The sequence below is a fragment of the Enterococcus sp. AMC1252 genome, from assembly GCF_058216515.1.
The window spans coordinates 1,179,554-1,199,278 of sequence record NZ_CM177097.1 but is presented as its reverse complement, the minus strand read 5'-3'; the positions used below and the strand labels follow the sequence as shown (position 1 = coordinate 1,199,278).

Here is a 19,725-nt window from a genome sequence, read left to right as displayed (position 1 = left end):
TCTCACCCCCTCATTTAGGCCTAAGCCGTTTGATAGGTCACTTGACTTTGACCATTTCCATTTGTTTTGATTTGTAATTGTTGAGGAATTCTTGCCTTTAATTCACTCACATGACTGATAATACCGATCATTCTTCCTTCATTTTCGATTGTTTCCAATGCCTCCATTGCCATTTCTAAAGCTTCTTCATCTAAAGAACCAAATCCTTCATCAATAAATAAGGCTTCAATCAAAACACCGCCAGCTTGCTCTTGGATCACTTCTGCTAAAGACAGCGCCAGAGCCAGAGCTGCAATAAAACTTTCACCACCAGATAATGTGTGAGCACTACGAGTATTTCCAGCATTATCATCATACACGTTGATTTCAAGCCCCGTTTGATTTTTATAACTCCCAGAATCTTGATTCAATTCAAATTGATAACGATTATTTGTGAGTAAGCTTAAACGTTGATTTGCTACTTTTAAAACTTCCTCCAAATAAGTTTGTAAAACATATCTTTCTAAACTAGTTTTTCTTGGATTATCGCCATTGATTGTTGCCGCCAATTGATGCAGTGCGGTTACTTCTTCCCATTGATGTTCTACAGAAGCAATCAATTCGTTTACTTGTTTTTTGATTTTTTCATTAGATTGGATCTTTTCTTGTTGTTGATAATAATTGGCTTCTTTGGTTTGAAGTGAAACCGTCAATTGTTCAATTTCATCAATTAAACTGCTGGTTTCTGGTTGCTCTTTATTTTCCAATTTTTTCTCTAGTTCAGTCAATTGAAATGCCAGCTGCTCTTGTTTCCTATCAAAAGTCGTTAGCTCTTCTTTGATTGTCTCCAGTTTTGGCACTTCTCTCAATAAAACCCGCACAATAGTTTCGTCTAGTTCAAAATTTGATTCTTGTACGGCTTTTCCAAATTGTTCTTCTAATAACGTTTTCTCCGCTAAATTTGTTGCTTGTTCTTTAGCAAGATGTTCTTCACTATTTTTTAACAATAATTGACTTTCTCTTACTTTGGTTAGCTGTTCATCAATTTCTTGTTGTTGTCTTTCCCATTGTGTTATCTGATGTTCAAGGTATTGTTTTTTTTCTGTTATTTCAGCTAAAGAAAGTTGTTCATCAATTAATTGTTCCGAAATCGTTTTTAGTTTTGTTTGACTTGCCGTTTGTTCCAAGTATTTCTCATTGACGATTTTTTCTTGTTCTAGCACTTTTGATTGTTGCTCTTTAACTGTATTTTCAAGTTGAATAATATGATCCTCAGCGATTTTAACGCGCTCCAATGCACGTTCAATTTTATCAGCAGTATCCCGAAAATTCCCGGTGACTAGTTCGATTCCATCTGAAGTTAATGGCCCTTTTAAAGTGATAATTTGTTTTTCTTGCAACACGTTGAATAATGAATCGACTTTGTTTTGTTGCTCTTCTAATTCTTTTTGCAGCTCCTTTTCAGCCTGCTTAGCCTGTACAACTTGTGCTTGTAATTTTGCAACTGTTGCTTCTTGTTTTTGAGCCATCTGTTCAATTTCATTGAGTTGATTTTCGATAGATTGAACTTCCTCCAATGTAAATTCTTGGTGCTCTTTTTGACTTGGATGCTCAACTGAACCGCACACAGGACAGGGCTCGCCGTCTACTAAAAATAAACTTAATCGGCTGATTTGCATCTTTGCCCATTGGCTTTTTTGTTCAGCAACTTGTTGGTAGATCTTCTCTCTCTCATCCACTGCTTGTTCTCGTTCAACATCCATAATAGTCAACTGTTCTAGAATAGTATTCTTTTTTATTTCAAGTTGTTGTCGTTGTTTCCAAGCATCTAAAAAAGTCAGCCATTGCTCTTGGTGTCGCTCTAATTCTAGTTGTTCTTTTTCAATTAGGGCTTTCCCTTCTATAACCACCAGCTCTTTTTGATAGGCTTGCTCAGCACTAGCTTGTATTTCTCTTGCTTTACTAAGTTTTGTTGCTAAAGCTTCGATTTCTAGATGATTTGTTTCAATCGTACTCGTAACTTTCTCCTTTTCTGCGTATAAAGGAATTTGAAATTGTAATTTTGTTACCTGTTCTTTAGCTATATTCATATCAGCTGATTGCTCTAGATTTTCTTTTTTTGTTTTTTCCAATTGCTGAGTCACTGTTAGCTGAGCGACTTGTTGTGACTGATTGATTTTCAATTCTTGCTCATAAGTTGAAATCAACTTAGCTTTCTCATCGATTTTCTCAATCAATCCTTGATGATTTTTCACCCATTGAAGTTGTTGCTCCTCTGATCGTAATTTTTCAATCATCTCAGCAGTTTGATCTAACTCATCTTTTTGTTTTTTGAGATTTCTTTGTTTTGTAAACTCATTTACTAACTCTTCTACAACAAATTTTTCTTGTTCTTTTTGCTGCTTTTGCTTTTGTAATTCAGATAATGTTACTTTATCTATCTCCTGTTGTTTAATCATTGCTTCTTGCTGTAAATCTAATGCAGCTAATTGTTGCTCTATCACTAACTCTTTCAGTGATTCTTCTTGCCAATAAAGTTGATCCAATTTAGCTTGGATCGTTTGCTGCGTTGCTTCGATTCCTTTATTAACTGTTTTCAATTGTGCCTTCAGTTGCTCATTCAACGTTTGATACAATTGAGTCCCAAATAAGTTTCGGAGAACTTTTTCTTTATCGTTACTATTGGCAATCAAAAAGGTTCGGAACTCTCCTTGAGGTAAAAGAACAATCTGAGCAAATTGGGTTGCATCTAAATGCAACAGTTCCTGGATAAAGCTGTCTACTTCGCGACGTTTTGTATATTCTCGAAGTTCTTTCCCAGAATGATCTTTGACAATCAATGAAATCTTCGCACTTTGAGTTCTAGTACCGTCACCGCGTTTTTTATAAAGTTCTTGTTCTGGCTTTCTAGTGATCTCATAAAAATAATCTCCGTGAGAAAAAGTCAAATGAACCTCAGTTGGTTCTGACGGATCAGCAAAAGTTGAACGCATCTCTTTTCCTTGACGCAGCTTCCCAGAACTTTCACCAAATAAAGCATAGCTCATCCCATCAAAAATCGTTGTTTTCCCTGAACCAGTCTTTCCGCTGATCAAAAATAAAGAAGAATCTTCAAACTTGTTAAAATTAATCGTTTCAGCAATATAAGGGCCAAAGTTTTTCAATGTCAGTGTTAATGGTTTCAACTTATTTCCCTCTTTCTGCTTGATGAAGCTCTGTCAGATTGTCTTTGATCCACACTTGTTGTTGTTTGGTCAATTCTTCTCCTGTTACTTCTGAAAAGAATTGATCTACTAGCTCTGTTGGTGCTAAGGCTTTGATTGCTTTTTTTGTTTCGTTATTCTTCTGTTGTAATTCTCTTCCAAATAATCGTTCGACACCGATCACTCTTGGGTAAATCTGTCTTAGCTGATTCATCATATTAGGAATCACAGCGCGATCCGTTAGTTGAATATGTAAGTAATTTTCGCGATTGAACGACTCGTAAAAATTTTGAGCAGTTAACTCTTTGAAGCTTCCTTCGATTTGCACAATATCTCTTAATGGTTGAATCTCTTTAAATTCAAATGTAGTTTCGCCAACTTGAGTATCTACGATCCAAACCCCTTTTGTTTGATTCATTTCTGATAAAGAAAATTTTAATGGCGATCCGCTATAACGTGCATTTTCAGCCTGCAATGCATTTTTCCCATGCAAATGACCTAATGCTACGTAGTCGAATGATTCTAATAACGATAATGGTACAGTATCCAAACCACCTACCATTAGTTTTGTTTCCGAATCAGACTTTTCACTACCCGCTACAAAAAAATGACTAATTAGAACATGAGCCATATCTGGTTTGAATTGTTTCTCCATTATAGTGATTACTTCTTTCATCGCTTGTTCGATCGTGCGAATTTCTTCATTATCAAAATATATACGAGCTGAAATTGGCTCAAAATAAGGTAATAAGAAGAATTGAGTATTCCCCATCTCAACTGGGCTAAAAGCTTGATCCAGACGTGTATTCAGATGAAAATTTGATTGAATAAACCAAGGTCCACCCGTTTCTAACCGAGTACTGCTATCATGATTACCAGAAATTGCCAATACTGGAAATTTCTTTTGCAAATTCATCTCTACAATCATTTGATTGAAGACTTCGATTGCCTCAACAGAGGGAACCGATCGATCATATAAATCACCTGCGACGACGATTGCGTCTACTTGTTCATTCTTAGCAATTGTTAGAATTTGTTTGAACGCATCTGTCTGTTCTTCTAATAAATCATAGCCATGTAATTTTTTGCCAATATGCCAATCTGCTGTATGTAAAAAACGCATGATTTCACCACCTAAAAAAGTCCTTCTTACTATTATACCAAATTTATGAAGAAATATATGGTTCAAGTACATAGAATTTTTCTGAAAATAAAAAAAGCTTGAAATACAACTCTTCAAGTCATACTCAAGCTCTAACAAATATATATACAGACACATTTACTTTTCTTTCACTTCATATTTAAAATTAGGATCGATCTCATGATCTAAGCTGTCAAAAGTAGCTTGCATTCTGCGTTCAACCTCAGCAATACCTTCTTTGTCCATCTTAGCAATATCACTGACATCGATTGGTTCGCCAAAACGAACAGTCACTCGACGTCGCTTAAATAAATCCTTCAAAGTCAAAGGTCCTTGATAAACAGCCGGTACAATTTTAACTTTGGCCATTTTAGCGATCAATGCCACACCACCTTTTAATTCAGATGAATGACGAGTTCCACTTGGAAACATCACCAAACTTAAATCTGTGCTTTTTAAAGATTTTACAGGTGTTTTGATTGCACTGGGACCAGGTTTTTCTCGATCGACAGGAAAGGCATTCGCATGTTTCAAAATAAAACTTAAAAATGGATTTTTAAATAATTCCTTTTTAGCCATAAAACTAAACTTTTTTGGTGATCCTCCGACAGCAAGGTACAAAGGTTCCCACCACGTTCTATGAGGTGCAACTAAAATATAATTTTCATTTTGAGGAATACGATCTTTCTTTTCATAGTGTGCATTGCCGTTTATAATGAATAAAACAACCCGGACAACGCCACGCATAAATGTAAAAAACATGTTCTTCTTCCTTTCTTTTCACTAGCTATAAGTATGCCGAAAACTGACGCTTTTGACAAGTCTTTTTCACAGGTTTCTTCTAATCTTAATTGTAGTATAATATAAGGATATCTTCTGTTCCATCAAAGAGCTTTACTATATAATTTAAGTAAACTGGAGGTTACGTTGATGCTCGACTGCAAATCAATGAATTTAGAACAAAATGAAGCCCATTTGATTGTGCTCTTTCTGAAAACCAATAAGAAGAAAAAATGTTTCATCCGAAAAAAATACGCCATTCTCTTTAGCTTTGTACGATAATGAGCATTATATTGGTGGTATTACAGCAAACAAATGGATGAATACACCCCATATTTCTTTGCTAGCTATCAATAAAGCTTATCGCAGTAAAGGATATGGCAGTCAACTACTCAAAAAAGCAGTAACCTTCGCTATCGAATCAGGTTCTAGCCTGATAACGATCAATACACAAGACTATCAAACAAAAACGTTCTATGAAGAACACGGCTATCAAGTATTTGGGCAACTAATGGATACACCTTTTACTGGCACCACAAAATATTATGTAGTGAAACGAATCTCAACCGAAAAAAATTAAAGGACTGAATTGAACATGTTATTACCAGGTGAACGGATCGATCAATTATTCGCAGATGACATCCAGATTATTCAGAGTAAGGAAGTATTTTCTTTTTCAATAGATGCTGTCTTATTAGCAAATTTCCCAGCATTACCTAAAAAAGGCACTATTGTTGATCTTTGTGCAGGAAATGGTGCTGTTGGCTTATTTGCCAGCCGAAAAACAAAGGCTAAGATCACACAGATCGAACTACAAGAACGTTTAGCAGATATGGGCAAAAGGAGTATTCAACTAAATCAGTTAGAAGAACAAATGCACATGATCGAATTAGATTTAAAACAAACAACTACCGTAATCAAGCCTGACTCAGTTGACTTGGTTCTATGTAATCCTCCCTACTTTAAAGAACTACCAACCAGTCAAAAAAATCCTAATCCTCACTTAGCAATTGCGCGTCACGAAATTCATACGACACTAAATGAAGTCGTTGAGGTATCTGCAAAACTTTTAAAAACAAATGGTCGACTGGCAATGGTCCATCGTCCTGATCGCTTTTTAGATATTTTACATGCAATGGAGTCTGCTAATATCGCACCCAAACGCGTTCGTTTTGTTTACCCCAAAGTCGGAAAAGAAGCCAATACCTTATTGATCGAAGGCATCAAACAAGGTAAAAAAGAGGGCTTTCGTGTTTTACAGCCATTATTTACGTATGATGAACAAGATAACTACTTACCAGAAATGAAGGCGATGCTCTATGGAAACTGACCATTATTTTTACGTCCTGCTCTGTAAAGATGATACTTTTTACGGCGGCTACACCACAGATCCTAAACGACGTTTAAAAGAACACAACAACGGTACCGGCGCAAAATACACACGACTGCCTTCTCGCTTGCCTGCTAAAATGATCCACGTTGAAAAATTTAGTAGCCGCAGTGAAGCGACTAAAGCGGAATATGCTTTTAAAAAACTAACAAGAAAACATAAACTCGCTTATTTAAAAGAGAAGGAGCAACGAAATGAACCTCAAGAAAAAAATTTTACTAATAGAAGATGATCAGAATATTTGCGATTTGATTCGTCTCTTATTCAAAGATAAGTATGAACTGACAATCAAAAATTCAGGTACTGAAGGAATTCTTGAGACTACAAAACATTCTTATGATTTAGTTTTACTTGATCTAATGCTTCCAGGAGTCACTGGAGAAAGTGTGCTTCAAACAATCAGAAAATCTTCTAATATTCCAATCATTATACTTACGGCAATCGATACTAAAGAGAAAGTAGTTGAGTTATTGCGAAGTGGTGCCAATGATTATGTGACCAAACCTTTTCATATTGAAGAATTGGAAGCCAGAATTGATATCCATATCCATCAAACTCGTGTCGAAAAAGTCTCTGTTCTTGTATATAAAAATTTGAGTTTAGATACTGAACGATATGAAGCTATCATCAATGGAAGCCATTTAACTATTTCAAATAAAGAGTTCCAACTGCTAGAGTTATTGCTACGTCATCCAAATAAAATCTACACTAAAGCCAATTTATATGAAGCAATCTGGCATGATGCCTATATCGGTGGGGAAAATACTGTGAATGTGCATATTAGTTCGATTAGAAAAAAATTAAAAGAACTTGATCCTAATGAAGAATACATTGAAACGATTTGGGGAACAGGGATTCGCCTAGCAAAGGAGGCATGATCAGATGATTTGGACGTTCGTATTTGCGGTACTTTTTTTAGTTACTATTAGTTATCTTTTATTCATTTTGAAAGACTTACACCATATCATCAAACAATTGACCTATATCACTGAGCATGAAACCAATGCGGAGCTAACTTCTACTTCAAAGAATAAATTAATCCGAAACTTGCTCTCTAAAAACAATCTATTGATTAAAAAAAACAAACATTTTTATCGAGAACAGCGGCAAAAAGAAAAGCAAGTTCAAACAATTTTAACTAATTTGACCCATGATTTAAAAACTCCTTTAACTGTTTCATCTGGCTATAATCAACTGCTTTTAAAAGAGATAGAACGTGAAGACCATAAAGACTTGATCAAAAAAATTGATACAAGTTTAATGGATATCTCTCATTATTTAAGTTACTTGATGGAGTATAACTTAATTCAAGAAAAAGAAATCAGATTAAATCTGGAAACAGTAAACGTTTCTGAGATTTTACAGGAAAATCTTTTTACTTATTATGAAGAGTTTGAACAACAACAAATTCAGTTAAAAATAGATATTCAAGAACAACAACTACTTATACTAGATGCTTCTGTTTTACAACGTTTGCTTCAAAATATTTTAGGTAACATTATAAAACATGGTCAGCAATATGCTGTGATTAGATTGGAACATGTGACTGAAGGTATTCAGATCACTTTTTCTAATGGATTAGCAAAACGCATTGACAATGTTCAAGTTTTTTTTGATCGTTTTTTTACGGAAGACTTATCTAGAACCAATAAGAGTACTGGTTTAGGATTAAGTATTATTAAAGAATTAGCTAGTTTACTGCATAGCGAGGTTGTATTGAATGCAGAGAAAGATGAGTTTCAGTTAGTGTTGACTTTAAAAAATAATTTGAAAATGTAATTTGTGCTATAAAAAAGATACGAGGCTAGGACATAACTCTACGAGTTACATCCTAGCCTCAAAGTGTCACAAGCGTAATCTTTAAAATACGCAAATTTTGTCTCATTCGTTTAAAAGAACAGATGAACATTATAAAATTGTACAGTCGTAAGTAAACTAATCAAAATTAAGAAGATTGTCAGCCGCTTTACTTCATTTTTACGCCAAGTCACAGTTAGCCAGATGATCATGACAACGGTGAATATTGGTAACAACCAATTTATATAATATAAAAGCTGCATTGAAGAAAAAACGATTGTCATATTCATGACAAATTTTAATATCATGACAACGGCGGTCACCATAACAAGTAATCCAACTGTTGAAAAGGCTACAAGTACGCTATAATTACGTGACCAGCCATCAACTTTCTTTTTGAGTTTTTGTTTGATAAATTTAATGAGCAAATAAATCAATGAACTTAAAAAAGCTACAAAAGAAACGGTAAAGGCAATAAAATTAAACAATTGTGTATTCTGAAAAGATACTGGTATAGAATCAGTCGTCATTCCGTTCCCCATCGTAAGGACTTGTCCCTTTTCATTTAATTTAAAATATAGGTATTTATCCTTCGATCCCTTTTTAACTTTTTGATAGATCCCTGGTTTTGTTTCCACATAATGAACGCCTTTTTTTGATTGAGGTGATCTTACATTAATTCCACCAGCTTTGTTTGCTGTGACAACCATATCAAAATCAGCAATGATATAAGCTACTTTCCCCAAAGTCGAAACAGGTTGTCTTGCCATTCGATAGCGCCCAGTTACTTTTTGATCACTTGGACTTATTTTTACCGATAAATCAGAATCTGTGTTATCTTTCCCTATTAATAGTGTGTTTAACTCGCTTCGTATTCCTGTTGCTTCATTATTTAGGTTCATTAATAAGATATAGCTAAGTCCATCTTCTGGAACTAAATTTAGTTGTGAAGAAAAGCCTGCTGAATTTCCACCATGTCCAATGAGGCGCTTACCAGCTACTTCTTCCTCCCAAAAACCATGAGCGTTACCTAGTGCGCCTGACACTATCCCATGTGAATGCGTCTGAATCTGTTTTACCGTTTCCGTTTGCTCAAAGAAATTGTATGGTCTTTTTCCTTCATTATTTAACAAAGCCAACATAAAATGCGTCATATCTGTTGCAGTTGACTTTAGTGCACCTGCTGGAAAATCGTTTGTAAGAGCCTCATTTGGGGTCGCTTTTTCAAATTTTGAACCATCAAACATGTAGCCAAAACTTTTATTGTCTTTTATTATAGGCTGATCATCATAAATCATGGAAAATGTTGAACGATTCATTTGAAGCGGTTTTAGTACAGCTTGATTCATATACTTCATATAATCTTCGCCTGTTACTTGTTCAATGATGTAGCCTGCTAAGTTTGCACCATAATTCGAATAAGACGTGACTGTTCCAGGTTCATAGACTTGTTTAGGCTGTTCTTCTTTTGTAATCGTTTCTTTTAATGGTTTTAATTGCCCAATACCATTTAAGTCCATACCTTCGATTTTTTCTTCGAATCCTGCTGTATGGTTCATCAAATCTAAAATGGTTATTTTTTTGTCGAAGGCTAAGTTCAAGATTCCTTCTGGCAAATAATCTTGAATATCTGCATTCAGGTCGACTTTTCCTTCTTCTGCCAATTTCATCAACATACTCCAAGTAAAAATTTTCGTAACAGACGCCAATTCAAAAACTGTATTGTCTGCGCTAACAGGGGTTTTTTTCTCAATATCTGAGACACCATACCCTTTCGTTAAAATGACTTTTCCATCTTTGACGATTCCTATTGAGGCACCTGGAATTTCTTTTCCAATATATTTGTCCATAATTTGATCTATTTGCTTTTCAATCGAAGCATCTGAACTTGTTTCTTTCAGACCTTCTTGTGCATACCCTAATAGACTTGATTGTAAAAACAGAACCATCATTCCTACAACTGTAACTATTTTTTTCATTTCCTCACCTCTATATTTTTTTAATATTTATCCTTTTGCTATCGTTTTCTATATCTATACTTCTTTTTGATTCAAATAATTTAGTAAATCGCTTCTCGATAAAATCACGAATACTTCATAGTAAATCTCAGATTCCAAGCTATTGTCAAAATAATACGCGATGCCTTCTTCCGAATATCCTAATTTGATCAAAAAATCACTTATTTCAGTTTTACTAGTTAATATTATTTTCTTTTCAAATGAAGTTGACATATTTTGTTTATCAAAGCTAATGTCTGGATACCTTTTTTGAATATATTCATTAACTTTTGTGACATCTATTTTATTATTCTCTACATAAAAAATCACCATTGATATCACCCTAAGACCTTGTATAATATATTTAAGGTTTTTCTCTTTCAATTTTTACTGGATATCCTTAGGAACCATTCTCACTGTTCTAATCAATACAACATACCGTTTAACTTGTCCTTTTTATTTTCGCTTTGACTACTTCAATATTTATTAAAATTCTTTCTTCTTAATGACCAACTTGCTAATGACAATCGAACAGGTAATAATTACTATATTCATTAATATATAAGGAATCAATTTTTCACCAGAAAGCTCATAAAAGGCCATATTCTGTGTAATATCAAAGAAACTAATATACCTCATCCAACTCCATCCAGTATTCCAATTGATCAATTGAATAATCAGTGGAAATACAGCAATAAAACTAGTGACTATCGCGTTGCTCATGGTAATAATTAGTAAGATGTTCGCAAAACTGTAAATCACCCCAATACTGAGCACTAAGCAAATTGTTGCAAAAAACATATTTTTAAATAATTCTCCAACATTAATATCTGAGATACCATATTTTAAGAAAGAGCATACAAAGGTTGCAGCGAAATAAAGAACTGTGCCTAACATAACCGTCAAGAGTTGTGTGAGAAACTTTGAAATGATAAACGTGGTACGACAAACCCCTGAAGTTAATGTACTTTTATACGCTCTATGTGAAAATTCATAGCCGGATACCATTATAAAAAATCCAATAAAGAAGTAATTTAAAAATGCATATGACGCTACTGCTGATTGAAATGAAATGTTTGAATTCCATATCGAACGTCGAATCACTAACATTAGGTTATAAGTTTTCTCATTTTGACCGACGGTTGGAAAATGTTTGAAAATAACCGTCATACCTGCCATACCTACGATTCCTAATAAAATTATATAAAAACCTTTTGAATGAAATAATCGATAAAAATCAGCTCTCAACAAGCGCAACATCAGTCTTTCCTCCAATACTTCTTACTAGATCGGCATAATAATCTTCTAGACTGTTCTCTTTTTTCCCTATAAAATCTACCAAAATGCCATTTAATACAAGTAATCGATTGATTTCTCCAACAGACATAGCTTCAGAAGCAATATGAATTTCATCTTGTTGAATCACCTCAAATTGATCTCCTATACTTTCCCTTAATAGCATAGCTGTCTTATTGATATCATCTACTTTTACAACAATCATTTCTGTATTAGAAGCATCAAATTCAGATTTTGTTAGTTGTTTTATCAGTTGGCCATCATGAATAAAACCAAAGCGAGTCGATACATGATAAAGCTCTGTTAAGATATGACTAGAAATTAAAATAGTGGTATTTTTTTCGCGATTGATTCGCTCTAAAATCGCCCTAAACTCAATGATTGCAATAGGATCCAATCCATTGATTGGCTCATCTAAAATCAGAAGGTCAGGATTGTTTACTAAAGCCATCGCAATTCCCAAACGTTGTTTCATCCCCAATGAGAAATTTTTGAATTTTTTCTTTCTTGTATCAGCCAAATTAACAAAGTCCAAGGTCTCATCAATCGTCGATAAATCATGGATTCCCTTTTGAATACAGATATTTTTCATATTCTCATAAGCCGACAAATTATGATAAGCCGCTGGCTCATCAATCACAGCCCCAATACGTTCTAAGATATGACTATATTCTTTCGTCTGTTTACTTTTTCCAAAAAGAACGATTTCACCTGCTGTTTGCGCTGTTAAGTCTGCAATCAATTTCATAATTGTAGTCTTACCTGCACCATTTCTTCCAATCAATCCGTAAATATCTCCTCTTTTAACTTCTAAAGACACATTTTTCAGTGCGATCTCATTTCCAAATTTTTTTCCTACGTTTCTCAAAGATAATACTATTTCAGTCATTATTCTTCGCTCCGTTTCTTTTAACATACTAACTTTACCAAGTAGTTCTTAATTGGTCTCTTAAACAATTATTAATTATTTCTTAAATCTAAAAAAACCTCAACCGAATGAATGGCTGAGGTTTTTGACTTTCTTATTTAAGTTCTTGTTTGACCTTATAAAGTAAAAATAATAAAAATATCAGATTCAGAAGTAAAAATGGTACCATAAAATCTTGAATAATCAAACTGATTGCAATCCATGCCGCAAAATAAAGTGTACTTTTACTAATAAAAGGAAGATAGCTATGTTCTTTTTTTGTATAAATGATCATATTAGCAATGGTTCCACCTAAATAACAAAGCAAACTAGCTGCTAAACATAGAATAAAGAATAGTGGCTTGATGCTACCTTCCACATAGTTTTCATACAAAACAATCGATAAACCCAGTCCTACAAAGACAAAATAATGAGAATGAATCAAAACTAAACCTGCTGTAGCCTTCTGCCGATTGATTCCTGTCTTATACACCGCATTGTAAAATAAAAACAGCACGACAACTAATAAAAAGAAGAGGACACTGCCAATACTTATCTTATTAAAAATAATCGTATTAGCGACAGAAATCACTGCTTCACCAAACAATAATAGCGTAAACAAACTATAGCGTTCCGTTAGATGCCCGAAATTTGTAGGAAAATCTTCTAATGCTTTTTTCATGATGATCGGAAAAAATGCTGTAATAAAAACAGATAAAACATAGACCCCAAAACGAATAGGATAAGTCCCCCAAGGTAAAATCGTAATAAAACCGATCACTCCGCTCGCACATAAGACAATCGTTAATTGATTACATAATTTTTTAACAATAGTATCTTCTGTACTTCTCATTTTTAAATAGTACTGTAAAGCAATACTGAAAAATAAAATAGAGGTCGCTCCTGCAAAAGTAAAATGTGTTTTCTCAAAATCAACATTGATAGCTTGAGCTAAAACGATCACCCAAAACATATCAAAAAATAAGAACAATGCGCTTACTTTATTTTTAATAGAAAAACGATTCGCAAAAACAGTTTGATAGGTCCAAATTGTCCAAAAAACTAGCGTCAACATAAAAAATTCGCCAAGGCTCATGAAGGAAAACTGCTGATCCGCACCAACAAACAAAATTGATGCAATCTGGCTGATTGCATAAGCAAAAATCAAATCATAAAACAGTTCGAACTCGGAAACCTCTTTCTTTAGCACCTGCATTCGATCACTTCCATTCTGAATTGATAGTTAATATGGTTCTTTTTTATTATAATCTCGATCCTGTGTTTATTACAAAAATAGTGACCCTTTTTGCTACTTTTTGTCATTAAAAATAAAAAAGGAATTGAGAGCTAACTATTCAAGTTAGCTCTCAATCCTTTAAAATTCGAATAAACATTGGTAAAAAAGCTCTTGTCCCAATTTCTTTCTAATTTATTCGATTACGGTTGCGCCTAAAGTGTGTTTAAAATGGTTTAATGCCCATTCATGTCCAACAAGATCAAAACTGGCAACTGCCTTTTTATGGATTACAATTTTATAACCTAAATTATAAGCATCTACAGCTGTATGCAACACACAAATATCCGTACAAACACCGACTAAATGAACCTCCGTAATACCTCTTTCACGTAGACGAATATCTAGGTCTGTCCCACTAAACGCTGAGTAATGACGCTTATCGATCCAATACACAGTGGCCTGTTCTCGACTTTTATCATACACTTCAGCCAGTTTCCCATAAAGGTTTCGGCCATCCGTACTTGCAATATTATGAGGTGGAAATAAGGCCTTTTCCGGATGATAAGGATCATTTAAATCATGGCGATCAATCGCATAAACCACAAAGTCATTATTTTCAGTAAATTTTTTAGTTATATCTACCAAAGAGTTCTCAATTGCTTGCCCTGCACTACCCGTTGTAAGAGCGCCATTCGTTGCAACAAAATCATTCGTGTAATCAATTGAAATCAATGCTTTCATTCTAAAACCTCCATTTTAAAAGTAGAAGAGATTAAACAAGATGCTCCACAAAATTGATTACCATTTGTGCAGATTTTTCGCCTGCTTCTTCAATAAATTCATCAAAAGTTTGAGACGCTTCATGATCAGCGGTATCACTGATTGCTCTCACAACTAAAAATGGGATTTTGAATTGCGCCGCTGCTTGGGCAATTGCCGCACCTTCCATCTCACAAGCTAAAGCTTCTGGAAATTCAGCAATAATTTCTTTCACTTTTGTTTGATCATTAACAAAGGAATCCCCTGTTACGATCAAACCATGATGAATCGACATGCCAGTTTTCTCAGCTGCTTTTTTCATTTCTAATTTTAAATAATCGCTTGATTCATAATACAAGGGCATCCCTGGTAATTGTCCTGGTTTGTAGCCAAACCCTGTAACATCAACATCAAAATAAGCCAGTTTATCAGCAATCACTACATCACCTACAGCAAGGCCTTGACCAATACCTCCGGCTGAACCTGTGTTGATCACCATATTTACACCATATTGATGGATCAACAAAGTAGTTGTCACTGCGGATAAAACTTTACCAATTCCAGACCGCACAACAATCACTTCATGACGCCCTAAAGAACCTGAAACAAATACAGCCCCAGCTCTTTCCCAAGATCGAGTATCAGATAACGCTTCTTTCAAAATTTTTACTTCTTGATCCATTGCACCGATAATACCAATTTTCATCGTGATTTCCTCTTCTCTATAAATTCAATACTATAAATATTACAATAGCCAACAAAATTGCCACAACAATGATCGCTTTCGTAAGCGTACTGCTGCGTTCACGAATTTTGGTTTGCTCATTTGAACGTGATTTAGTGATTTCTTTTTGCTTCTTATGCTCTTTTCGGTAAAAATTAGATATTTCTTTTTCTTTTTTACGGTACTCTTTATCAGCTTCTTTTTGTTCCTGCTCAAATAATTTTTGTGCTTCTTTATCAGCTTCTTCTTTTCGTCTCCGTAATTCTGTCCGAGTAACCAGCGGACCTTTACTCATCGGTTATCCTCCTTCAGCAGCTTTTTTAGTTGCTGTAATTCCCAGTACTGAACGGCAAAAATCGTTTTTGCATCACAAATAAGTCCACTGGTAATTTCTGCTTTTGCTTCATCTAATGTTAATGTATACAATTCCAAAACCTCGTCATCATCTTGCGGACGTGGATTAGGTACTTTTTCTAAATCTTCGGCATAATAAATATGAAGAATTTCGTTTGCGAAACCAGGAGAAACATACATGGATGTTACAAAGGTAAACTGATTCGCGCGATACCCCGTTTCCTCTTCTAATTCTCTTTCAGCAGTTTCTTTCGGATGGTCATGTTCGCCAGGATCGATTTTGCCAGCTGGGATTTCTAAAAGAACTTTTTCCATCGGTTTTCTAAATTGCTTGACCATAATCATTTTATTATCAGCTGTAATGGGAATGACCGCAACGGCTCCTGGATGGAAAACTAATTCACGTGTGCTCGTCTCGCCATTTGGCAAGCGTACTTCATCTAGAACAACGTCAATGATGTGCCCCTTAAATATCTCTTTTCTGGAAATCGTTTTTTCCTCAAACTCTTCAAAGTTCATCATGTCCTTCACCAATCTTTCTATGGATATAATACCTTAATTTTGAAATTTTATCACTTATCGTTCTTTTTGTGAATCCTTTCTTGGCTATATATAGGGAATTTTATACTATTTCATTTAGTTGTTCACACTTATTTAAACGTTTATGGGAACGATTTGCTTTCCCCTATTATACCAGTCATTAACCATTGAAGCAGCCTCTTATTGCTATCATAAAAAGGAGAAATAAAACTAGACTGCTAGTTTTACTTCTCCCGTTAAAGTTTCATTACATTTTTTTGACTTTACTTATTTCGATAATTCAGCTAAAGAATTCATTAGTTTAATCAATTCTTCTTTGTTGTTATCTTTTTTACTAGCGAGCGTCCAACTAATGCATTGGAGGTAATGATCTTTACTTTCTATCAAATCATAGATATAGAATACCTCTACGCCATCTTTGATGGCAACAAACGTGCGACGTTCACCTTTAAGTCCATTGTACTTGATTGATTCTTTCTGTTCCTCTGTCCTCTCACCTAAATCAGATAAATCAACAGAGTTTTTAAATGCATCAAAACTGTCAAACTCTTTTTTAGCTTCACTCAAAACCATGTAATATTCTTCTTTTGAAGTATTTTTCAAACTAACATCTGCATTATCACTTAATTCTTTCGCTTCAACTGACTGCCAGCCATCTGGCAGCTCAAATTTGAAATCACCATTTTTGGTTTTGACTACTTCTATTTTGCCTTTGGAGTCATCAGAGGGGGCTTTCGTTTCTTCAGTAGCTGCTTTGTTCTCATCCGCAGTATCGCTTGTTTCAGACTTATCTCTTGGTTCGTAGAATACTTCATCATCTCCATAGGAAGTAGATTCTTCCATACTAGAACTTGTATCTTCTATATAAACGTCATCATCATCAAATGCTTCTACATCCTTACGTCCAGAACAGCCTGTGATCACCAATCCCACTAATAGTATAGTAACGATTTTAAATTTATTCACAATGTTTCTCCTTTTATTCTGATCATTACCTCCATTATACCTCACGTTCCTTAATTTTTCTCATATTTCTTTTTGACTTTTTTGTGAACAGTTTTATTCCCTCTACATCTAAAGTAGTAAAATACTCTATTTTTTCTTGCCATTTCTTACATTTTCTCTAAATATCAAAATCAACCTTTGGACTGATATTCTTTATCGACTAGAATGTGCTAAAATAACTTATATAGCGAAGGATAGTAACTTTCGATGGAATGAATGATTGGAGGGAATTTAAATGAGAAGAGGAAAACTTATACAAGTAATTGCTTATTTATTTTTAGCAGGCTTAGTTCTGCGTTTTATTACTGGTGTGCATCTACCAGCAGTTATCGTGGTTCTTTTGATTCTATTAGTGCTACTTTTTACCGGATCAAAGAGTAAGGGTGGAAAAAAAGAAGAGCAATTGCCTAATCTTACAAAATCAAAAGAGGAACACTATGAAACTATTGGGATGTCAGATCAGGAGATCGATTTTTTCCGAGACACAATGAATACAGCTAAAAAACAAATCGTTCAATTACAAGAGAATATGAGCACTTCTACTAAATTAAGAGCCATTGATTTACGTAACGATACATTACGAGTGTCAAAAGCCTTATTTAAAGAATTGGTCAAAGATCCAAAAAAATTACACTTAGCTAATCACTTTCTATACACTCACTTACCTAACCTAGTTGATTTAACAGGAAAATATTTAGAAATCGACGATCATGAAATCAAAAACAAACAAACGTATGAGAAATTAGAAGAAAGTGCTCAAATCATCGATCAAGTTTCAAAACTAATCAAAAAAGACTATGAACAGTTCGTAGCAGATGATTTAGAAGATTTAGATGTTGAGATATCCGTTGCTAAAAATAGCTTAAAAAGAGATAATGAAAGTGACAACAAAGAGTAATTGCTTTTATATTCTCTAGCTATGCGGCTTAGCGACGCTTTTAAATTTAGGAGGAACCATAATGGAAAATGAACACAAAGATGTAACGCCAGTAAATGATACACTGGATGATCTATTAAATAACCCGTTTTCAACACCTGTAGATTCATTGACAACAACACAGCAAAGTGAAATTTCTGCTTTACAAGATCAGCAGGTTGCTGCTCGTTTAGTTGACAAACTACCAGCAGACAGACAAGCACAAGCAAGAGAGCTTGCTTCAAAAATCGATGTCCAAGACTCACAAGCCGTGATCACTTATGGTTCTGCTGCACAAACAAAATTAAGTGAGTTTTCCCAATCAATGTTAAATCATGTACAAGCTCAAGACATCGGGCCTGTCGGTGATTCATTGACTGATTTGATGTATCGTTTAAGTGAGGCTAATCCTGATCAACTTAGAGCTGGTGAAGGAAATTTCTTCTCAAAAATGCTTGGAAAAGTGAAACAATCTGTCTTTGAAATCACTGCTAAATATCAAAAAATCGGCGCTCAAATTGATAAAATATCAATCAAACTAGATCACGAAAAAAATGGTCTATTAAAAGATAATTTAATGTTGGATCAATTGTATAATAAAAACAAAGACTACTTTGACGCTTTGAATATTTACATTGCCGCTGGTGAGTTGAAGATGGAAGAACTACAAACCACCATCATCCCTGAAGCTATGAAAAAAGCTGAAGAGTCTGGAGATCAAATGGATGTCCAAATTGCTAATGATTATACCCAATTTTTGGATCGTTTAGATAAACGAACTCATGACTTACGTTTAGCACGTCAAATAACGATCCAGCAAGCTCCGCAAATTCGTTTGATCCAAAATACTAACCAAGCGCTAGCCGAGAAGATTCAAGCATCAATCAATACTGCAATTCCACTTTGGAAAAATCAAGTAGTGATCGCATTGACCTTGTTACGTCAAAAAGATGCTGTTACAGCACAACGACAAGTCTCTGAAACAACGAACGATTTATTGAAGAAAAATTCTGAAATGCTTAAAATCTCAGCAATCGAGACAGCTAAAGAAAATGAACGTGGTATCGTGGATATCGATACGCTACAAAAAACTCAAAATGATTTAGTTGAAACGATTCAAGAGACCTTACGAATCCAGCAAGAAGGTAAAGAAAAACGTCGAGCTGCAGAGATCGAATTAGGTCATATGGAAGAAGATTTGAAGAACAAATTACTGGAACTAACTCAATAAAATACAAATAACAAAGCAACAACTCGTATTTTTTGTTTTATTACTTGTTAGTAAGTCTAAACCCGCACAATGCGTTTTATGCATTGTGCGGGTTTTAAATAGCTGCCTTTGATTTGATCCAATCCATTGCTTGGTTGGTTTTATATCCCCTCTATTTATTAAAGTAGATATGGTCATGGATTGAACACTTCGGGTTAAACAAATGATTGCAATTCAAACATTTATTTTGCTCCTTATATTCTCTAGCAGTCATTTCATACTGACAATTACCACAAAGAACAGCTTTTGTATTTGAGTCATTTGAGATTGGCCAAGATAAAAAAATGTGATTTTCTACTTCATCGTGGCAATGAAAACAAGCATAATATTTTTTGCAGAAATAACACTTGTTAGCAACCACATCTACTGAGGAGTGATAATGAATGCATCTCCCCTCATTGTCAAGTGTAGAACCAAATATTTTCACCAA

The 19,725-nt window shown here is 34.5% G+C and carries 21 protein-coding genes; 7 read left to right on the top strand and 14 right to left on the bottom strand.

The genetic code is table 11. The features are described from left to right. Positions 1-20: 20 nt before the first annotated feature. The 3 genes from AC4BB5_RS05550 to AC4BB5_RS05540 all read right to left on the bottom strand — a co-directional run bounded on the left by AC4BB5_RS05550 (position 21) and on the right by AC4BB5_RS05540 (position 5,085). On the bottom strand, positions 21-3,164 hold the full coding sequence (locus AC4BB5_RS05550; RefSeq protein ID WP_490458378.1) for an AAA family ATPase: 3,144 nt from the start codon (positions 3,162-3,164) through the stop codon (positions 21-23). Position 3,165: 1 nt separating this feature from the next. Further along, positions 3,166-4,305, bottom strand: a complete 1,140-nt coding sequence (locus tag AC4BB5_RS05545) for an exonuclease SbcCD subunit D (protein WP_490458377.1) — start codon at positions 4,303-4,305, stop codon at positions 3,166-3,168. 156 nt (positions 4,306-4,461) lie between these two features. Next, positions 4,462-5,085: a lysophospholipid acyltransferase family protein gene (locus tag AC4BB5_RS05540; protein WP_490458376.1), complete on the bottom strand. Its 624-nt coding sequence runs from the start codon at positions 5,083-5,085 to the stop codon at positions 4,462-4,464. Positions 5,086-5,374: 289 nt separating this feature from the next. Here AC4BB5_RS05540 and AC4BB5_RS05535 point away from each other — a divergent pair, with 289 nt between their 5' ends. Genes AC4BB5_RS05535 through AC4BB5_RS05515 form a run of 5 tightly spaced genes read left to right on the top strand, consistent with a single transcriptional unit; the run spans position 5,375 to position 8,272 of the window. Further along, the gene (locus AC4BB5_RS05535; RefSeq protein ID WP_490458375.1) at positions 5,375-5,683 is read left to right on the top strand and encodes a GNAT family N-acetyltransferase; all 309 of its coding nucleotides are present in this window, start codon (positions 5,375-5,377) and stop codon (positions 5,681-5,683) included. A gap of 15 nt (positions 5,684-5,698) precedes the next feature. After that, on the top strand, positions 5,699-6,433 hold the full coding sequence (locus tag AC4BB5_RS05530) for a tRNA1(Val) (adenine(37)-N6)-methyltransferase (RefSeq protein ID WP_490458374.1): 735 nt from the start codon (positions 5,699-5,701) through the stop codon (positions 6,431-6,433). Further along, a complete protein-coding gene (locus AC4BB5_RS05525; RefSeq protein WP_490458373.1) occupies positions 6,423-6,725 on the top strand; it encodes a GIY-YIG nuclease family protein in 303 nt (100 codons plus the stop codon). Before AC4BB5_RS05530 ends, AC4BB5_RS05525 begins: the two co-directional genes overlap by 11 nt. Then, a complete protein-coding gene (locus AC4BB5_RS05520) occupies positions 6,688-7,371 on the top strand; it encodes a response regulator transcription factor (protein WP_490458372.1) in 684 nt (227 codons plus the stop codon). The genes AC4BB5_RS05525 and AC4BB5_RS05520 overlap by 38 nt, the downstream gene beginning before the upstream one ends. A gap of 4 nt (positions 7,372-7,375) precedes the next feature. Continuing rightward, the gene (locus tag AC4BB5_RS05515; protein WP_490458371.1) at positions 7,376-8,272 is read left to right on the top strand and encodes a sensor histidine kinase; all 897 of its coding nucleotides are present in this window, start codon (positions 7,376-7,378) and stop codon (positions 8,270-8,272) included. A 110-nt stretch (positions 8,273-8,382) separates the two neighbouring features. Here the strand turns inward: AC4BB5_RS05515 and AC4BB5_RS05510 are convergent, their stop codons facing one another. From AC4BB5_RS05510 to AC4BB5_RS05465, 10 genes are all read right to left on the bottom strand, one after another. Continuing rightward, positions 8,383-10,269, bottom strand: coding sequence for a serine hydrolase domain-containing protein (locus tag AC4BB5_RS05510; protein ID WP_490458370.1), 1,887 nt, complete (start codon positions 10,267-10,269; stop codon positions 8,383-8,385). 54 nt (positions 10,270-10,323) lie between these two features. Continuing rightward, entirely contained in the window at positions 10,324-10,620 is a 297-nt protein-coding gene (locus AC4BB5_RS05505) for a hypothetical protein (protein WP_490458369.1), read from the bottom strand. A 153-nt stretch (positions 10,621-10,773) separates the two neighbouring features. Continuing rightward, complete coding sequence (locus AC4BB5_RS05500) at positions 10,774-11,547, bottom strand: hypothetical protein (protein WP_490458368.1); 774 nt, start codon at positions 11,545-11,547, stop codon at positions 10,774-10,776. After that, positions 11,525-12,472, bottom strand: coding sequence for an ABC transporter ATP-binding protein (locus AC4BB5_RS05495; protein ID WP_490458367.1), 948 nt, complete (start codon positions 12,470-12,472; stop codon positions 11,525-11,527). The genes AC4BB5_RS05500 and AC4BB5_RS05495 overlap by 23 nt, the downstream gene beginning before the upstream one ends. A 133-nt stretch (positions 12,473-12,605) precedes the next feature. After that, entirely contained in the window at positions 12,606-13,706 is a 1,101-nt protein-coding gene (locus tag AC4BB5_RS05490) for a low temperature requirement protein A (protein WP_490458366.1), read from the bottom strand. Positions 13,707-13,919: 213 nt separating this feature from the next. After that, entirely contained in the window at positions 13,920-14,468 is a 549-nt protein-coding gene (locus AC4BB5_RS05485; RefSeq protein WP_490458365.1) for a cysteine hydrolase family protein, read from the bottom strand. Positions 14,469-14,499: 31 nt separating this feature from the next. Further along, a complete protein-coding gene (locus tag AC4BB5_RS05480; RefSeq protein WP_490458364.1) occupies positions 14,500-15,192 on the bottom strand; it encodes a 5'-methylthioadenosine/adenosylhomocysteine nucleosidase in 693 nt (230 codons plus the stop codon). Positions 15,193-15,208: 16 nt separating this feature from the next. Beyond that, the gene (gene macP / locus AC4BB5_RS05475; protein ID WP_490458363.1) at positions 15,209-15,505 is read right to left on the bottom strand and encodes a cell wall synthase accessory phosphoprotein MacP; all 297 of its coding nucleotides are present in this window, start codon (positions 15,503-15,505) and stop codon (positions 15,209-15,211) included. After that, positions 15,502-16,086: an NUDIX domain-containing protein gene (locus AC4BB5_RS05470; RefSeq protein WP_490458362.1), complete on the bottom strand. Its 585-nt coding sequence runs from the start codon at positions 16,084-16,086 to the stop codon at positions 15,502-15,504. Before AC4BB5_RS05470 ends, macP begins: the two co-directional genes overlap by 4 nt. A gap of 285 nt (positions 16,087-16,371) precedes the next feature. Next, on the bottom strand, positions 16,372-17,070 hold the full coding sequence (locus AC4BB5_RS05465) for a hypothetical protein (RefSeq protein WP_490458361.1): 699 nt from the start codon (positions 17,068-17,070) through the stop codon (positions 16,372-16,374). 274 nt (positions 17,071-17,344) lie between these two features. Here AC4BB5_RS05465 and AC4BB5_RS05460 point away from each other — a divergent pair, with 274 nt between their 5' ends. Then, a complete protein-coding gene (locus AC4BB5_RS05460; RefSeq protein ID WP_490458360.1) occupies positions 17,345-18,007 on the top strand; it encodes a 5-bromo-4-chloroindolyl phosphate hydrolysis family protein in 663 nt (220 codons plus the stop codon). A 61-nt stretch (positions 18,008-18,068) separates the two neighbouring features. Beyond that, complete coding sequence (locus AC4BB5_RS05455; protein WP_490458359.1) at positions 18,069-19,256, top strand: toxic anion resistance protein; 1,188 nt, start codon at positions 18,069-18,071, stop codon at positions 19,254-19,256. Positions 19,257-19,407: 151 nt separating this feature from the next. Here the strand turns inward: AC4BB5_RS05455 and AC4BB5_RS05450 are convergent, their stop codons facing one another. Next, on the bottom strand, positions 19,408-19,722 hold the full coding sequence (locus tag AC4BB5_RS05450; protein WP_490458358.1) for a CHY zinc finger protein: 315 nt from the start codon (positions 19,720-19,722) through the stop codon (positions 19,408-19,410). Between the last annotated feature and the right edge of the window lie 3 nt (positions 19,723-19,725).

Excerpts from the sequence above, each read along its gene's own strand:
- AC4BB5_RS05545 (WP_490458377.1), bottom strand. The coding sequence starts at position 4,305 with ATGCGTTTTTTACATACAGCAGATTGGCATATTGGCAAAAAATTACAT.
- AC4BB5_RS05540 (WP_490458376.1), bottom strand. The coding sequence starts at position 5,085 with ATGTTTTTTACATTTATGCGTGGCGTTGTCCGGGTTGTTTTATTCATT.
- AC4BB5_RS05530 (WP_490458374.1), top strand. The coding sequence starts at position 5,699 with ATGTTATTACCAGGTGAACGGATCGATCAATTATTCGCAGATGACATC.
- AC4BB5_RS05525 (WP_490458373.1), top strand. The coding sequence starts at position 6,423 with ATGGAAACTGACCATTATTTTTACGTCCTGCTCTGTAAAGATGATACT.
- AC4BB5_RS05520 (WP_490458372.1), top strand. The coding sequence starts at position 6,688 with ATGAACCTCAAGAAAAAAATTTTACTAATAGAAGATGATCAGAATATT.
- AC4BB5_RS05515 (WP_490458371.1), top strand. The coding sequence starts at position 7,376 with ATGATTTGGACGTTCGTATTTGCGGTACTTTTTTTAGTTACTATTAGT.
- AC4BB5_RS05510 (WP_490458370.1), bottom strand. The coding sequence starts at position 10,269 with ATGAAAAAAATAGTTACAGTTGTAGGAATGATGGTTCTGTTTTTACAA.
- AC4BB5_RS05505 (WP_490458369.1), bottom strand. The coding sequence starts at position 10,620 with ATGGTGATTTTTTATGTAGAGAATAATAAAATAGATGTCACAAAAGTT.
- AC4BB5_RS05500 (WP_490458368.1), bottom strand. The coding sequence starts at position 11,547 with ATGTTGCGCTTGTTGAGAGCTGATTTTTATCGATTATTTCATTCAAAA.
- AC4BB5_RS05495 (WP_490458367.1), bottom strand. The coding sequence starts at position 12,472 with ATGACTGAAATAGTATTATCTTTGAGAAACGTAGGAAAAAAATTTGGA.
- AC4BB5_RS05490 (WP_490458366.1), bottom strand. The coding sequence starts at position 13,706 with ATGCAGGTGCTAAAGAAAGAGGTTTCCGAGTTCGAACTGTTTTATGAT.
- AC4BB5_RS05485 (WP_490458365.1), bottom strand. The coding sequence starts at position 14,468 with ATGAAAGCATTGATTTCAATTGATTACACGAATGATTTTGTTGCAACG.
- AC4BB5_RS05480 (WP_490458364.1), bottom strand. The coding sequence starts at position 15,192 with ATGAAAATTGGTATTATCGGTGCAATGGATCAAGAAGTAAAAATTTTG.
- macP (WP_490458363.1), bottom strand. The coding sequence starts at position 15,505 with ATGAGTAAAGGTCCGCTGGTTACTCGGACAGAATTACGGAGACGAAAA.
- AC4BB5_RS05470 (WP_490458362.1), bottom strand. The coding sequence starts at position 16,086 with ATGATGAACTTTGAAGAGTTTGAGGAAAAAACGATTTCCAGAAAAGAG.
- AC4BB5_RS05460 (WP_490458360.1), top strand. The coding sequence starts at position 17,345 with ATGAGAAGAGGAAAACTTATACAAGTAATTGCTTATTTATTTTTAGCA.
- AC4BB5_RS05455 (WP_490458359.1), top strand. The coding sequence starts at position 18,069 with ATGGAAAATGAACACAAAGATGTAACGCCAGTAAATGATACACTGGAT.